The following is a 15,432-nucleotide window of genomic DNA, read 5'->3' as shown; positions in this document are numbered from 1 at the left end:
AAGCCTTTTTAAGAAAAATATCGAACCACAATGCAAATTTTTGAGTTTCTTTACACATTGATAACATAACAGGAATGTACACCTTATATATATATAGAGAGCGGGGAACCTTATGAGCATCGCTGCAATCAGGCTGTCTATCGACATAAAGCAACAGTATCATTTACCCAGGGCACAGTCTAATTCAATATAGTTACTCCTTACCCTCGTTAAAGTATCCTGCTCGTTATAAAGCTCAACTAATGGACATTTGGTAGGAAAAAACCGAGAGTTTCCAGCCTACCAAATGGCCATTTACACATAAAGCTCCAACACTTCATCCTTCGTCCTCTTCACACCAATCCCATCCATAGTTAGGTTTAGCTCCAATTTCATCAGGGTTGTGGGGTATTTCCCCATGTTGATCAGCATTTCCATCGCCATCGTTATCAAACCTTGAAGCTCCAGGAGCAATGAGCAACTCATCTAAGCCGAAGTGTATCGCAGCACAATCGGGTTTTAAATAATCATGTGTTTTCATTCGTTCCAACTCTATTTTAAGATGAGTTTCTTATGGTTGACAATATAAACGCCCTTTGGCAAGCCCTCGGTAGACGTTGCATTCGGACGTACCAGTTTCCCGTCTATGGCATAGATGTTGCACGGAACAGCGAATAGGTCGCCATTTCCCTCACTAGCCGTTGTTGCTATACCTGTAGTGTTGAACGTGTTGCCTATTTCCTCATTGTCAACGAAGAATTTCAGAGCTTTAGATTGAGTGGCAGAACCCGTAGCAATCCAGCAACGGAATCCCTTGACTGGCATTGGGCTTTGCGTATAGTGCCACAGCCACCTATGTTTCGATGCAGAGCTTTTGCCCAACGCATACGAAAAGGCTGGCACAACCGCACTAGCATGACGATATAGCGAACCACAGAACTGCAGTTTCCCGTCTGCCGTAGTACTCCAAGAGGCTGCATTTCGCAATATTCCCCCAGAATAACCTGGCTGGTCTTCCGGTTTCTTATCGAGTGTGACATTGTTAATGACGTAGTAAGGAGCATTAACCGAGAGCCACGGTTTATTATTCTTCAACTTACTGTAGGGTTTTAACGAGGTCATCACCGTTGGGTCTTTGGTAGGCTTTATCAAGTACAGCTTATAGGCATCAAGAGCAACATGGTCGTCCTCTTGGTCTAAATCAACCTTTGTAAAGTCGATACGTCTTTCATAATCTGTGGATTGTTTGGGATAGGCCGATAACTTCACATCTTCACCAAATGCCGCTTTCAGTTGTCCCACAGTAAGCGACACTGGCAACACAATAGAGTTCCACTCGTTCTTCTGCAACGTTCGTTTCAGCACCATTATGGCCGCCCTATTAGGTTTCACTTGTTCCAAGATATAAGTTGAGTTGTTTTGTGTTTCATCAAGTATCAAGTCAAGCGTTCCGCAATAAGCCAATGAGAAGTCATCCCAGCAAGTCCAGTCGAGCGGCTTAGTGGAATTAGCCACCCTTACGCCAATTTCCATTACATCGGTGTCGTGCGGAACATACACGAACACCGTGTTGTTATACATGCCGTGTTCAAAAACCTTAGCCGCCTTTACGTAAGGGCTCACTTTATCGGCAGCTCTGTCCGCATTGGTATATACCTTTCGAAATTCTTGAAGCGTATACTCAAAGTCACCCCCAAACTTGTTTAAGGTTGTTTTTACATTCGAATTTGCATCAGTAATACCCACTACACTCACAAAAAGCTCCGCCGTGAGGTTACTGCCTGTGGCAGGAGCATAGAAACCATTACACGAAATGCGATACCACCCCTTCTTAATAGCCTTCACTTTCTGCGAAACTTTCCCGTTGGCATGAGCCGTATTCCCCAGATTCCTCACGTTGGCTGTGCCATAGCTAGCATTATCGGCCATGTACGAGTTGCTGCTCGTGGCGCCATTGCCCACATAATATGTATATGCGTCATTCGCAGGTTCCAGCAAATAAGCGTTATGGTCAGCCCAGCCCCAAGTCAATCCACCTGCTGTAACCCATTTTTCCACATCTCTATCACCACGCGCAAAGTTGTGGTCGTCTATCAGAATGGTGGCATTAGCAGGCGATTCGTCAGACGCATACACATCTTTAAACACGTCTTTAAGGTCGGCTCGCGTAACTATCCTCCATTGACAGGTTTCGTCGTTAGGGTTAACATTGCCCGGATAGCTAATGGGATAAACCTTATCCTTCAACACCTTCGTCATTTGCAAATAGCGTTTGCCGCCCATTCCTTGGGTCGTCTCATCGTTATACACACTAATCCAATAAGTTTTGCTACCAGGCTTAACCTCTTCAAATTTCCAATCTAGCACGCCATTGATGTATTTTTTTTGTACGGCATAGGGGTTTGGCGTTACATCCGTATTGTATGTCACCCCTCTATCCACATACGCCCTGTTGTAGTTAGCCGCATCGTCAAACCCCGGCGTGTCTCTTCTTCGGCCAAAGGCAATGTTCTGTCCCTCAGTTGTCTTCAAGGGACCAACCATTCGATAGTGATTGGCAGGGGTAGAATGCTTGACTGTTATGGTCATACCCGTGCTGAAACCCACAAGCGACGTGCCCCAATAGCTACCGGCATTGAGGTATTTGCCTGTACCAACGTTATAAAGGTACACAATTCTTTTATTCTCGTCTGGGTTATTAATAACCGATTCGACGGGATTACCAAGCCATTTGTGCGTAGTGGGGTCTTGCCCTTGCGCATTCACAGCAAGCGGGATGCAGGCATACACGGCCAACAAAGCGAAAAACAGGATTCGTTTCATAATCATTAACTACTTAAATTCTCTTGTTATGTTTTTGATGGTGCTATACAGAAACGACGTAAGTTTCTCGTTATCTGGCACTTTTCATGGAGCGAAACGGTTCACAATAGCTGCCGTGGCTATATTTACTCGGATGTTTATTACCATGCACAGGAGCTAGGTTTTAACTTCATGCTAGGTAAGCGGAGCTTTAGCAAGGCGTTATTCATCCTTATTTATCAGCAATACTGTTGTTTTCCAATGTAGTACGCTTGTTCCGTTTCTTTCATTAGTTCTTTATCTGGGTGCAAATATATCAAAAAAAACAGATTGCGCCAAATTTTTTCGTATTTATTTATCCTTCACGTCGCCAAACAGTCCATTCATTATGCCAGCAAAGACATTGGCGTTAACCCACAATCAAGTACTTATATTTCACACTCTCGTCTTTGTTCGGCACCACAACCTCGTAAAAAAAGAAGGAAGTCGAGTTGCTAATTAACCATTGTTTTCTATCTTACACGCTTCGATATTCGTCAACATCTGAGAACGCCACCTGCATCTTGCCCCCTTACCTTTCCTGTTTGCTGCGAAACGCCGACTTTTCAATCTCCCGAAATCCGCTTTTCCATCAAAATGCACACTTCTTAAAATTCTTTTTACCCTTATCCTACACAAGTTTACCATCTAGCGAAAAGGCATTAACACCCACACAGGGCACAATTTGCTAGCCCTGCTTTTTGCTAGGCTTAACACTGCGATTTGCTGCTAATTGCAGTGCTTTTTACAACCGACAAACGGGCATTCTGCATCATATTGCAAGATGTTTTGCTGCAAATAACACGCCATTCTGCACAAGTCGCGCTTACAGGCAACATCAAACCGCTCTACCCCCTGTTTACAGCCTACTCCCACCATGTTTCAAAACACCCTCAGCGAGTATTGATCTTCTTTTTGCGACAAGGTGATAGATTGGCGAACGACGAGGAACCTCACAACGTTAAACCCCAATCGGCCGTTAGAACACCTGTCAATTATTATAGGTTGTTCCATCTCCTCCTGCACATCTTTAGTTTGTTTGACGGGCTTATTGCCCGTCTTATTCTTTTAACGTTGTCCGTTACGCCTTCAAAAATAAGACAGACAATAAGCCCAACAATCAAACAAAACTGCACAGGCTCTAATGTATGGCAGTGGACACTCGTGATTTCTATAAATTGAGATGAGTGTATTATCATTGTGATGCAAAACCGATACAAATACTCCTCTCCATGTACGACGTACTGTACAGAGACACGACAAAAAATGGATTTTTGCCCCATTTGTCTGTGGCAAAACGGGCTTATGCCGCAAAAGGTGAACTGGCGGAAGATATTCAATGCCTTCTCTACCATTTGAAAACCGGATCTCAATGGCAGATTACTTCCGCATTTTCATGATGCTGTCTTCGTTGGCCGTGATTAGCATGCCCCGCAACCGCTCGCGCTGGCGGTCGCAAGTGTACGTGCTTTCCGTCGCCGTTGCCATGCGTGCTTATACGGCACAATTGTCTTTTGTCCGGTTTTCAGCAAAAATTTTAACATTATGAGTGCCCCTTTTGTCCACCAACCGCTCACCCTGTCGTAAAAAATCGATTCTCGCGAAGGTTTGTTTTGATGCAAAAGGGGGTTAGCCAGTGAATGCGGCAAAATGAATATTAATTCCAAAAGGCCGCCATTAGCGCCCCTTTTGGGGCTATTTGCGGCAAAATATAGTGCAATATGCTGCTAAACGCAGTGCAATATGCCGCAAAACGCAGTGCGTTTTGGTGCAAAATGCAGTGTATTTTGGTGCTAAACGCAAGGTAAAATGGTGCTAAACGCAAGGTAAAATGGTGCAAAACGCAGGGTAAGATGCTGCTAAATGCGAGGCAAAAGGCATAAATATACGCCGTAATGGTATAAACAAAACCTTTTAGAGCCATGAAAAACATGTCTGAAAAGGGCAAAATAGTCGTTAAAAAGTGGGGTTTTATGGGCTAAAAGCAGGAAAATGGGCTTGAAAAAATACGAGGTGGCCACCAAACTAGAAAGGCAAAATGGTGCAAAACGCAAGTTCTGGGCGTAAAAATTGACAATGCCAAAGGTGCGAAAGGGTATAAAAAGCGGTTTTTTACTAACTTTTCAGCCTGAATTTTCGCTAGAACGGAGCGAAAATTAGAGCGATATTGTAAAATAAAAATATCAATTTAAGTTTTTGAGTTGATGAAACTGTGAGCTTTTTAGGTTATGAGGTCTTGAGTTAGCCAAGCTATGCACTCATGAATCTCTGAAACCCTAACACTCCAAGTTGACGAGCCGACAAGACAAAAACTTCGCATGTTTACGAAAAAGATACTGGCGAGCAAGCTGCCCAACGAGCCAACCTCCGTCAAGTTTCCACAGAGCCTAAAAGGAATCATCAAGCAGACGAACCCAAATCGATTGTTAGAGCTTTTGGAAATAAAGTGTAACGAAACGACTTCCGTAATCGACAGGGACACTAATGGAGAACTAACCATTTGCAAGCATACCGTGCTTTTCCTGCAAAAAGAAACAAGTTTCTTAATAACCAATTGGGTTAAACAAACATCCGCCCAAACGGAACGACTTACCAACAACAGCTGCACAACAACAAAATAAAAAGAGGTGTAAGGAATTTCCTTACACCTCTTTAATATAGTTGCGGAGACACGACTCGAACATGTGACCTCCAGGTTATGAGCCTGGCGAGCTACCAACTGCTCCACTCCGCGATGTTTATTTTGCGCCTCATTTCTGATTTGCGAGTGCAAAGGTACACATTTATCTGGAAACACACAAACTTTCTGCGAACTTTTTAGCGAAAAAGAATAGAACTGTTAACAGAATAGCATCTTTCCTTGCTAAGCAACGACCATAAACGCTCGCAAAAGTAAGAATAGTGAGCGTTGAGACAAAGCCCAACTTCCACTCCACCAACAACGCGCCACGCCCCACACTTCAATGTCCGCCCTCGCGTGCGCGACGTTCCTCGTCCAGCGTTTGAAAATCCTTTTTACGCAACACAAAGCTATTGCTCAGATACTTCTCGCGTACGATTTTATTCTCAGCCAGCTCTTCGGGCGCGCCTTGGAATAGTATCCTACCCTCGAACAACAGGTAAGCCCTGTCTGTAATGGTAAGCGTTTCTTGCACATTATGGTCGGTTATAAGGATGCCGATGTTGCGATACTTCAACTGCCAAACGATGTGCTGAATATCTTCAACGGCAATGGGGTCAACGCCAGCGAAGGGTTCATCGAGCATAATAAACTTCGGGTCGATGGCCAAACACCGTGCAATCTCCGTACGCCGACGTTCTCCACCCGACAATTGGTCGCCCTTGTTCTTTCTCACCTTCCCCAAACGAAACTCGCGAATAAGGCTTTCAAGCTTATCTAGCTGATATTGGCGCGGCTTTCCCGTCAGCTCCAACACGGCCATGATATTGTCTTCCACGCTTAATTTTCTAAACACACTGGCCTCTTGCGGCAGATAGCCAATGCCGGCACGCGCACGTTTGTACACGGGGAAGTCGGTAATCTCGGTGTTGTCGATAAAGATATGCCCGTCGTTGGGTATCACCAAGCCCGTAGTCATATAGAACGAGGTTGTTTTACCTGCCCCGTTAGGCCCAAGCAGTCCCACAATCTCCCCCTGGCGAACGTTGATAGAAACATCGTTCACCACCGTTCGCTTGCCATAACGTTTCACAAGTCCTTCGGCACGCAGTTCCATGTGGGTATCTTCGTGGTTCTGGTTGTTGAATTGAAAATCATTCATAGACATATCTTTCCTTATATTCTGAAATTAAAACCTTGGTGCAAAGGTAGGCATAAAAGTGGAAACAAGAAATAAAAAGCGCGCGCAAGATGGCTGTTTCTATCATAATTTGCGTACTTTTGCATAAGTTAGGCGGCGTTCGGCAATCAGAAAAACAAATTTTCATTGCGCTCACTGGCACTAACTTTGCATAAGTTAGGCGGCACTGGGCAACGAGAAAACAAGCTTTTGCAGCCGACAACATGCCAAACGACAAAAGAGCTTAAACCTTGCCTGCCGACAAACGGAGAGTAATCGAAAGGCTTACACAATATTATATATAGGATAAAAATGTTGATACTCAACTATCTCAACACACTTGGGCAATACCTCATATTGATGGGCCGCTCTTTTTCGCGCCCCGAACGCATGCGGATGTTCTTTAAGCGCTACGTTAAGGAGATGTCACAGCTTGGCGTCGACTCGGTGGGCATTGTGCTGCTCATCTCTTTCTTCATCGGAGCAGTTATCTGCATACAGATGAAACTGAACATCCAAAGCCCCTGGATGCCCCGTTGGGTGTCGGGTTATACCACGCGCGAGATTATGTTGCTCGAATTTTCATCAAGCATCATGTGCCTTATCTTGGCCGGAAAGGTGGGTTCGAACATCGCCTCCGAACTTGGAACGATGCGCGTTACCCAACAGATAGACGCACTCGACATCATGGGCGTTAACTCGGCCTCGTACCTGATATTGCCCAAGATACTAGGATTGGTAACCATCATGCCGTTTCTTGTGATATTCAGTTCGGCCATGGGCATCCTCGGAGCCTACGCCACGGCCTACATTGGGCACATCCTCACCCCCGACGACCTCACCCTTGGCATACAACATGCGTTCAAACCCTGGTTCATGTGGATGAGTATCGTCAAGAGTTTGTTCTTCGCCTACATCATCGCCAGTGTGTCGTCGTACTTCGGCTACACGGTTGAAGGCGGTTCGGTAGAGGTAGGAAAGGCCAGCACAGATGCCGTTGTAAGCAGTTCGGTGCTCATTCTGTTCTCGGATGTGTTCCTTACACAAATGCTCAGCTAAACTTAGCCATGCTACACAACCTGTAATCCACAATAAGATGGAAACGTTTTTAGGTCTCGTAAAACGAGAGGGAAAAGCCCGCCCCAATGGGCAACGGATGGCCACGAAACGGCGAAAAACAAACCCGAAGGCCAACCCTTAAAAAGCAAAAACAATGATTGAAGTAAAGAAACTGACCAAATCTTTCGAGGACAAGACCGTTCTCAAAGGTATAGATTGCGTATTCGAGACAGGCAAAACCAACCTTATCATCGGACAAAGCGGTTCGGGAAAGACCGTCTTGATGAAGAACATCGTTGGCTTGCTCGAACCCACTTCGGGCGAGATTCTATACGATGGGCGCAACTTCGTTACGATGTCGAAACGCGAAAAGGTGCACATGCGCCGCGAAATGGGCATGATTTTCCAAAGTGCGGCCTTGTTCGACTCGCTTTCGGTGCTCGAAAACGTGATGTTTCCACTCGACATGTTCTCCACGATGAACCTGCGCGAACGAACAAAACGCGCGCAAGAGTGTCTTGCCCGCGTTAACCTTACCGACGCACAAGACAAGTTTCCTGGCGAAATATCGGGCGGAATGCAAAAGCGCGTGGCCATTGCAAGGGCCATTGTGCTAAACCCCAAATACTTGTTTTGCGACGAGCCGAACTCTGGACTCGATCCCAAAACTTCGCTCGTGATAGACGAATTGCTGTCGAGCATCACCAAAGAGTTTGGCATGACCACCATCATCAACACCCACGACATGAACTCTGTGATGGGCATTGGCGAAAACATCTGCTTTATCTATAAAGGTAAGAAAGAATGGCAGGGAACGAAAGACGATGTGATGAGCAGTAAAAACCAAAAGCTAAACGACCTAGTGTTTGCCTCCGACCTGTTCAGAAAGGTGAAAGAGGTGGAAGAACGCGAAGAGGCAAACATCACCGCTAGCAAATAATTCATTTCATTCTGTGCACCAAGTGGGTTGCTTGCGCAAATCTAGCAGCATGCCACATGCCTCAACACAGCATGCGTTTTATCTATTACTCACGCCCAACTCTCGGCAATGCGCCAAAACCAATCGGGGCAACATTAGCGCATATACCACACGCCCCGATGTAGCACCATAGGCACAACAACCTCTTCGCTAGTGCTGTCGCCATAGGCAAAAAGCAGGAACACATTGGCCGAACGCTTGGCCGTATCGGCCACGCCATTTACCACACGCACGTCAAGAATACCGCGCCGTTCGGCTTTTTGTTGTCCCACAAACATCTTAGCGTTGTCTATCAACTGTCGGCGATAGCTTGGCGGAATGCTGTCTGGCCGATAAAACCCATCCACATAATGTTCGTATTTGCCTGCCAATAGCTGCATGTAATATTCCTTGGCCGCTTGTGCAGCAACCTCGCCAGGGTCTGGCCCCATCGAACAGCCCACAACAAGCAATGCCACGAAAAAGTAAAATAGTTTCTTCATCTGTTCGCTATCCTGTTAATTTATAGCACAAAGATACGAATTATCTATTTAGAACAACGCCCTTTCAACGCTATTTTCCATTATCTAACAATGTTTTAGGAGAGCAACAAACGGTTGTTCGCTTTACAACACAAGTACAAAGTTCTAAACTCAGAGTTTACGGACAGCCTTGATATGCAACATTCAATGTTGCTTTGATAGCCAGAGCATTCCCCAACACGAAGGGCCGTGGTGTGACTGCCGTCCAAATCCTCGCTGGACATATCCAAGCAACACCTGTTACGCTCCAAAACTATGCCCACACCTTCTCCCATTCACCGTTCTTTGACCACTTGCGGAAATGCTCATACACGGTTTTGTAAGGCTGTGCTGTCCCGATGAAGATAAATGAAACAGGTATCATGTGCCTTTGGCAGCCAGTCTTCAGCTTATAGAGAATGCCCTGAATGACCTCTACGAGGTGTACTTTTCGTAACGAAACCACGTTTTGCCACAGATAAGAGGGGGTAAAATTTCGAATTTTATTGTATCTTTGTCCAGTACTTCGTACATGAGAGGAGTGTTTATCTTGGTTTAACATCACAAAGACAATAAACTTCTCTCAATTTAGAGATTAAAAGTCAAGACGACTTCAATAAGAAAGAGTGAAAAGTCACGATAGCTTTAGTGACATGAGTAGTAAATTCTTACACATGCTGATTCACTATATAAAATCCCATCTGCTTTCAGTTCACCAAAGCCTTGTTTTGGATTAATACAGTATGCAATAAATACGATTAAATACACTTCATTACTCCATATGCCAGAAGAATGTTAGATATGATGTTGAAGTTTTGGTATTTGAGAAGAATTGATTATTTTTGCAAAAAACATGCCACATGAATTGTAAACTTTATGTTTCTATTATATTGCATTTTATGTTACTCATTGCAGGTTGCGGTGAAAATCATAATAATGAGGTTGAATTAGCGAATAAATTGATACTGGCCAATCTTGCCAAATCCTTAGATTTCCCCAGTCATATACATCGCGAGGACATAAATAAGAATTATAGTGCGGAATGCCCTTTCATTCAATCAATCGTTCTAGGTATGAAAGAACTTGATTCTGGTGATAAATTCTTGACAAAGGCGGTTTGCACATATTATAATGCAGGAACAGACGCAACCCTTTATGCTCTGAATAAATACTGTCTGGAAAAACATTGTTTGTTAAATGTTGATACCGAATCTGCAGTAGTCAATTTGCAAAATTTTTCCGATGTGGCAGATGGACTGACAGACAAATTTACTAAAAATCTCGCCTTGAGGATACTCTCCATTTTTATTATGCAAGCCTGTCAACAATGGTTTGTGGAAGTGACTAAGTTTGCTAAGGGACATAAAGAATTCCTAAGCGTTGTCCATAACAATAGTTTTTCTTTATTTCCTATTGTTATTAAGGATGTGATTACTTTTACTAAGCAGTGTAAAGTCTATATCCGGTCTTTACATTATCCCAGGCTGTCGAATAAATTTTGTTTGTACAAGCATATATTCTGGACATTAAACCTTACAGCTGTTTGTCTTAAAGCCGCTTTCCCGACATCTTGTAACAAACTGTTGAGCAATGCCCACACAGAGAACCGCGAGTATAAGTATTATACAACCAACATACCACATTGTAATGATGCAAAGGGGCTTAGCTATGCGAAGTCTTTTGATTCCGCAAGTTTCTTCTCCTATCCTCTTGGATGTAAAAGCGAACAACTATATTGTAATTTATTTTTGGATACAAAATACGAGAGTAAGGTTGTAAAAAGAGGTACGATTGTTTTAACATTGCTGATTGTTTTGATACTCATTTTCTTTGCTGCGTCCATAATTTTAGCCTTACATTGTTTCAAACTGCATAGTATCTGCGTAAAAATTAAGGTGAAGTTAGGGAAACAAAGTCAAGAGAGAAGATTGCTCAACGAGAAACTGTTTCAAAAAGAGCTGCAACTTTCAAACATGCGCAATTTTATTTTAAGTAGGATAGATACTGCCGAAAAAATTCAGAGATTGAGGAGCAATAAATCTGACAACGTTCGACTTAAGGATGAGGATTGGGAAGAAATAAGACTATTTATGGATGCTGTTGACAATAACTTCATTACTAGGTTACTGAATCGCTTTCCAAGTTTAGGTATTGAAGACCTACATCTTTTGATGCTTATCCGCCTTAAGATGTCAACAAAAGCATTGGCATTGATATATGGAATCAGCGAAAAATCAATTAAACAAAAACTTTTTATTAGTAAAATTAAAGTGGGAATTAACGGTGGCAAGGTCTCTTTACGGGAGTTTATTGAAGTTTTTTAGTTAAAGTCTCGATGGAATAGACCTGTTCTTTTCCTCTCCATTTAATAAGTGACTGCTAGAGAGGAACTTATTTAAACGTCCTAAAATACAAAAATAGACCTAACTTGTTTGCATGTTTGTTTTTAATATTCTAATTTTGCAATCGAAGTTAATTTTCACTTTGAGATACATAAATGGCATTCATCTCTTAGCCTCAATTAAAGTCAAAAAAGATAAGCAGACCACAGTGTTATAAAGGGGTAAACACCGCAAAGCCTTAACGGTTTAATTATTAACATAAAATTTAAGTAAAATGAAGAAGTTAATTGCAACTTGTTGTCTCGTTTTCGGGTTTGCTACTGCTTCGTTTGCTGAAGTTCCTGCAGTTACACCAGAACTTAACAGCCCTAATGTCAGCAACGCTCAAAACAAAAGTGACAAGCCCGATGTCATTATCCTTGTTGTCGATGACAAAGGAGTCATTATTGACATTATTGTCATAAAGGTTCAGTAGGGACTTTTTAAAGTTATTGCCCTCTTCAAAAGCCATTTCAGTTTGTGGAGAGGGCAATTTCTTTATCTTCAAGAACAACATATCTTGAGGATAGTTTTCATATCATGTATGAACTGTAACAATTTAACCGAGTATGAGACTATTATTATTGCCATTCTTAATGTTTCTTTCTATGCTCACCTTTGCGCAGAGCATAGAGGTTAAGTACTTTGTATATTTAAAATCCAGAAAACAAGTTGTCAACAAGATTAAACAAGCCAAAGAGAACCGAAGCTATCAAGGGCTTTTGAATGATTTGCAAGCAGAGAAGCGAGATTCTTTCCGCCTGATTGTAAAGGGAAGAATGTCGTCTTTTGAACAAATCGTTTCCGAGGGTGAGCTGTCTCAAAATGAAGGGCCGAGGATTATCATCGTAAACCCTTCTTACAGCGAGGAGAAAGTGTCTGTTTACAAGAGCCTTGTTGACATGAGGGCGACGGAATTGAAAGACTTGCTTGGACGGACCTATTCCATAATACATCTTTTGCCACACTATCAATGGAAAGTGAGTTCAAAGTCGAAAAAGATAATGGGGCTTGAAGCTTACAAAGCAACCATCGGCGACTCTATAACAGCATGGTTTTGTCCGTCAATCCCTGTGCAAGACGGCCCTGGCTTGTACTATGGACTCCCTGGGCTTATCCTCGACTTGGAAGACAAGCACGCAATCTATACGTGTACAGCGATTAACACCAAGTCTTCACAGCCTGTGGCCAAGCCAAAGCGTGCGAAAGAAGTTACGAAGGACCAGTTTGAACAACTGAGAAAACGAGCATTTGCCAGATAAGCGATGAAGAAGAAAGGCCTGGTTTCCATATTGTTGATGCTGCTTGCTGCCTTACGGTGCTTGGCTAACGATGTCAAGCTAAGGGGGACCGTCGTAAGTTCGGCAGATGGCTCGCCCGTGCCATTTGCTAATGTGATGGTCTATGCTCTCCCAGATAGTGCGCTTTTGGGTTATGCCATTACATCTGATGATGGCTCTTTCTTAGTGGAAGCAACTTCTTCATCAACAGAGCTGCTCATAAAGGTATCGGGTATTGGTTTCAAGAGCAAGACCGCGCGAACCACGCGCGAAGAAACAAATGGTGTTTTAGTTAAGTTGGAGCCTAACAGCAAAATGCTCGAAACGATAGTCGTTACGGGGCGTGCTCCTGGAATCAAGGTGAGTGGAGACACCATCGACTATAACATCGGGAAATACACCACTGGAAACGAGAAAGTGCTTAAGGATATTCTGGCCAAGTTGCCTGGAATGGACGTTGATGAGAAAGGGCAAGTAACGGTTAATGGGGAAGCGGTTAAGAAAATTCTAATAGATGGGCAGGACTTTTTTGGCGATAAGAACGAGCAAATTACCAATAACCTGCCGGCCAAAATTGTGGATGGAATCCAGTTACAGAAGAATTACAGCGAGTTCTCCCTTCTTAGCGGATTTAACACCCACAAGGCAAATGCCCTGAATGTTAAGATAGACTCACTTCACCGAGGGCGCATCACGGGTAATGCCGAATTACAAGGAGGATGGCCGAGAAACTATCGGGCCACAGTTAACGCATATTCGTTTGGGAGCAAAGCCATGATGGGCTTCAATGTAAAATACTTCAACACGGGTGAAGCGTTTATGACGCTCATTGACTATATTAAACTTTTGGGGAGCGTTAATGATTATGCCCGCTCGTTTGGCGGACAAAACCGAGTGATAGACACTGGTGCTGGCCTTCCATCGTTTCTGACGAACGATATCAATTCATATAAAAGGCGTAATGCGCTTCTCTCTTCAAACATTGCCTGGAACCCGAGCGAGCGACTGAAAGTAAACGCCTATTACCTATTTAATTTCGACCAAAGCTATGGTAAGTACGACAACCGGAGAACCTACATGGAAACAGGCCGAACAGAAACGTTTTCCGAAACATCAGCAGCAAGGCGAGGTTTCCATCATCTGGGCTTGAACCTTAAATGCATGCTGCCAGGCAATGCTGCCTTTGACAGCCGCACCACAATAACGGCCATGCCGCAGACAAGCAATAGGCACATAAGCAATTACAACTGTGAGAGCAAGGTGCATGAGTGGAATTTCAGTCAACGGATGTCTGTTGTAAAGAACTGGAACAACAAAGACCTATTGTCCGTCAGTGGGGAATTTGACTATCGCAATAGCCGCCGGCAACTGAATGTAGAGTCGGCCAACACGCTGTACGATTTAACGGTTTACGATGTTGCCCAAAAACAGAAGCAGACTTTAATAAATGCCTTTTTGTCCTCATCATGGGTGCATAGGCTATCTCGGGCATGGCAGATGAACATGGCGGGCGGGTGGAACCTCATCCGTAACATAGCATCGGCATCGGCATCCGTTGACACATTTGATGTTGCCAAACAATTCCTAACGACCAATGTGTACAATTACAACATCTCTTTCTCAAAGAAGAGCGGACTGTTGCGACTGAATGGCGGGCTGACGTTGGCAAGCGTTAACAATCGCTTTGAAAACAACAGGCTGTTATTGTTGCCTGTTGCCAACATCGAACTGGCATTTAGTTCCACCAACTCCATTTCGCTCACTTACAGCAGTGGCTATGAAGCGGACAATGCCGTGTTCATGCGTGGCTTGATGATTGATGACTATCGGCAATACACCGCTTTCGAGGAGCAACACAACATCCTTCACAGAAAAGACAAGTTGCAATTGGGCGTGAACTATTTCGACATCCTTAACGACTTTACGTTCGTCGCGAGCCTTGGATGCTCATTTACAGACGAACCCTACATCTTTGACTATCACAATGACGGGCGCGGAGTTAGGGCAAGATTATTAAAGGCAGACCGTGACCGCTGCACGCAATATGCCTATTTCAACATCAAAAAGGGATTTCGCATACCATTGGTTCTGACCTTCAAATCTACAATGTCCAACTCTCTGTACCAAAACAGTTATCAACACATGTTTAGCAACAATCGTTCTTCCACATTTGATGGCACTTTCGCTTTGGCTACCAAATTTAAGTCGTTGCTTAACATAGAGGTGGGCTATAAACTTAACTTGCAACAAAGCAAGATTGGCATTAGCAACAATCATATAAACTATGCCGAACATGTGTTGTACGTAAAGCCAATGGCTATCAGAAAGGAACGCTTCGAACTGAGTTTGCCACTATCATACACGCTTGACCATTCGGGGCAGAACGAATTTCGCAACTTCGACATGGGGTTGACAGCAATGTTCACGTTCAAACGCTGGGCTTTGTCTATTGAGGGGAACAATATGCTTCACACCCGAGACTACCGCCGGCTGCGAATAGCATCCAGAAACGATTATAACGAAGTTGTCACCGAAAACAGATTGCCAGGATATGTTATAGCCGGCATAAAGTTCTTTTTATAGCGGGTCTGGGGCGTATGGCCGTTTAGGGCG

General features: G+C 43.8%; 13 protein-coding genes and 1 tRNA gene. 8 read left to right on the top strand and 6 right to left on the bottom strand.

The window, feature by feature from the left end; translation table 11 throughout:
* Positions 1–316 precede the first annotated feature (316 nt).
* Together BN93_RS17060 and BN93_RS13700 are read right to left on the bottom strand one after the other, a co-directional pair.
* Positions 317–520, bottom strand: a complete 204-nt coding sequence (locus BN93_RS17060) for a hypothetical protein (RefSeq protein WP_009231923.1) — start codon at positions 518–520, stop codon at positions 317–319.
* A gap of 11 nt (positions 521–531) precedes the next feature.
* Positions 532–2,808 (bottom strand): hypothetical protein, encoded by a 2,277-nt coding sequence (locus BN93_RS13700; RefSeq protein ID WP_019188885.1) that lies wholly within the window; start codon positions 2,806–2,808, stop codon positions 532–534.
* Positions 2,809–4,192: 1,384 nt separating this feature from the next.
* On the opposite strand from BN93_RS13700, the gene BN93_RS18110 reads away from it, so the two are divergent.
* Entirely contained in the window at positions 4,193–4,369 is a 177-nt protein-coding gene (locus tag BN93_RS18110; RefSeq protein ID WP_019188884.1) for a hypothetical protein, read from the top strand.
* A gap of 769 nt (positions 4,370–5,138) precedes the next feature.
* Positions 5,139–5,441: a hypothetical protein gene (locus tag BN93_RS13690; RefSeq protein ID WP_019188882.1), complete on the top strand. Its 303-nt coding sequence runs from the start codon at positions 5,139–5,141 to the stop codon at positions 5,439–5,441.
* 40 nt (positions 5,442–5,481) lie between these two features.
* Here the strand turns inward: BN93_RS13690 and BN93_RS13685 are convergent.
* A tRNA-Met gene (locus BN93_RS13685) sits at positions 5,482–5,554 on the bottom strand.
* A 226-nt stretch (positions 5,555–5,780) separates the two neighbouring features.
* On the bottom strand, positions 5,781–6,608 hold the full coding sequence (gene lptB, locus BN93_RS13680; RefSeq protein ID WP_019188881.1) for an LPS export ABC transporter ATP-binding protein: 828 nt from the start codon (positions 6,606–6,608) through the stop codon (positions 5,781–5,783).
* A gap of 324 nt (positions 6,609–6,932) precedes the next feature.
* Here lptB and BN93_RS13675 point away from each other — a divergent pair, with 324 nt between their 5' ends.
* Positions 6,933–7,679, top strand: coding sequence for an MlaE family ABC transporter permease (locus tag BN93_RS13675; RefSeq protein WP_009231926.1), 747 nt, complete (start codon positions 6,933–6,935; stop codon positions 7,677–7,679).
* 154 nt (positions 7,680–7,833) lie between these two features.
* Positions 7,834–8,619, top strand: coding sequence for an ABC transporter ATP-binding protein (locus BN93_RS13670; protein WP_019188880.1), 786 nt, complete (start codon positions 7,834–7,836; stop codon positions 8,617–8,619).
* Between the two features lie 134 nt (positions 8,620–8,753).
* Here BN93_RS13670 and BN93_RS13665 read toward each other — a convergent pair whose 3' ends face one another.
* On the bottom strand, positions 8,754–9,140 hold the full coding sequence (locus BN93_RS13665; RefSeq protein WP_019188879.1) for a hypothetical protein: 387 nt from the start codon (positions 9,138–9,140) through the stop codon (positions 8,754–8,756).
* Positions 9,141–9,432: 292 nt separating this feature from the next.
* Positions 9,433–9,720 carry a transposase gene (locus BN93_RS13660; protein ID WP_083317671.1) on the bottom strand — a complete coding sequence of 96 codons (288 nt, stop codon included), beginning with the start codon at positions 9,718–9,720 and terminating at the stop codon, positions 9,433–9,435.
* 298 nt (positions 9,721–10,018) lie between these two features.
* Here BN93_RS13660 and BN93_RS13655 point away from each other — a divergent pair, with 298 nt between their 5' ends.
* The 4 genes from BN93_RS13655 (at position 10,019) to BN93_RS13640 (ending at position 15,402) form a co-directional block, all read left to right on the top strand.
* Positions 10,019–11,482, top strand: a complete 1,464-nt coding sequence (locus BN93_RS13655) for a hypothetical protein (protein ID WP_019188878.1) — start codon at positions 10,019–10,021, stop codon at positions 11,480–11,482.
* Positions 11,483–11,774: 292 nt separating this feature from the next.
* Positions 11,775–11,975, top strand: coding sequence for a hypothetical protein (locus BN93_RS17765; RefSeq protein ID WP_070722528.1), 201 nt, complete (start codon positions 11,775–11,777; stop codon positions 11,973–11,975).
* 133 nt (positions 11,976–12,108) lie between these two features.
* Positions 12,109–12,801, top strand: a complete 693-nt coding sequence (locus BN93_RS13645; RefSeq protein ID WP_019188876.1) for a GLPGLI family protein — start codon at positions 12,109–12,111, stop codon at positions 12,799–12,801.
* 3 nt (positions 12,802–12,804) lie between these two features.
* The gene (locus BN93_RS13640) at positions 12,805–15,402 is read left to right on the top strand and encodes a peptidase associated/transthyretin-like domain-containing protein (RefSeq protein ID WP_019188875.1); all 2,598 of its coding nucleotides are present in this window, start codon (positions 12,805–12,807) and stop codon (positions 15,400–15,402) included.
* Positions 15,403–15,432: the final 30 nt, after the last annotated feature.

It is taken from the genome of Prevotella conceptionensis 9403948 (assembly GCF_000312305.1).
Classification (GTDB): Bacteria; Bacteroidota; Bacteroidia; order Bacteroidales; family Bacteroidaceae; genus Prevotella; species Prevotella conceptionensis.
Note: the sequence above shows the minus strand (reverse complement) of the source record. Positions and strands in the feature narration are given on the sequence as shown.

What these genes read in the sequence shown, in the direction of transcription:
- BN93_RS17060 (WP_009231923.1), bottom strand. Translation starts at nt 520, where the DNA reads ATGAAAACACATGATTATTTAAAACCCGATTGTGCTGCGATACACTTC.
- BN93_RS13700 (WP_019188885.1), bottom strand. Translation starts at nt 2,808, where the DNA reads ATGATTATGAAACGAATCCTGTTTTTCGCTTTGTTGGCCGTGTATGCC.
- BN93_RS18110 (WP_019188884.1), top strand. Translation starts at nt 4,193, where the DNA reads ATGGCAGATTACTTCCGCATTTTCATGATGCTGTCTTCGTTGGCCGTG.
- BN93_RS13690 (WP_019188882.1), top strand. Translation starts at nt 5,139, where the DNA reads ATGTTTACGAAAAAGATACTGGCGAGCAAGCTGCCCAACGAGCCAACC.
- lptB (WP_019188881.1), bottom strand. Translation starts at nt 6,608, where the DNA reads ATGTCTATGAATGATTTTCAATTCAACAACCAGAACCACGAAGATACC.
- BN93_RS13675 (WP_009231926.1), top strand. Translation starts at nt 6,933, where the DNA reads ATGTTGATACTCAACTATCTCAACACACTTGGGCAATACCTCATATTG.
- BN93_RS13670 (WP_019188880.1), top strand. Translation starts at nt 7,834, where the DNA reads ATGATTGAAGTAAAGAAACTGACCAAATCTTTCGAGGACAAGACCGTT.
- BN93_RS13665 (WP_019188879.1), bottom strand. Translation starts at nt 9,140, where the DNA reads ATGAAGAAACTATTTTACTTTTTCGTGGCATTGCTTGTTGTGGGCTGT.
- BN93_RS13660 (WP_083317671.1), bottom strand. Translation starts at nt 9,720, where the DNA reads ATGTTAAACCAAGATAAACACTCCTCTCATGTACGAAGTACTGGACAA.
- BN93_RS13655 (WP_019188878.1), top strand. Translation starts at nt 10,019, where the DNA reads ATGAATTGTAAACTTTATGTTTCTATTATATTGCATTTTATGTTACTC.
- BN93_RS17765 (WP_070722528.1), top strand. Translation starts at nt 11,775, where the DNA reads ATGAAGAAGTTAATTGCAACTTGTTGTCTCGTTTTCGGGTTTGCTACT.
- BN93_RS13645 (WP_019188876.1), top strand. Translation starts at nt 12,109, where the DNA reads ATGAGACTATTATTATTGCCATTCTTAATGTTTCTTTCTATGCTCACC.
- BN93_RS13640 (WP_019188875.1), top strand. Translation starts at nt 12,805, where the DNA reads ATGAAGAAGAAAGGCCTGGTTTCCATATTGTTGATGCTGCTTGCTGCC.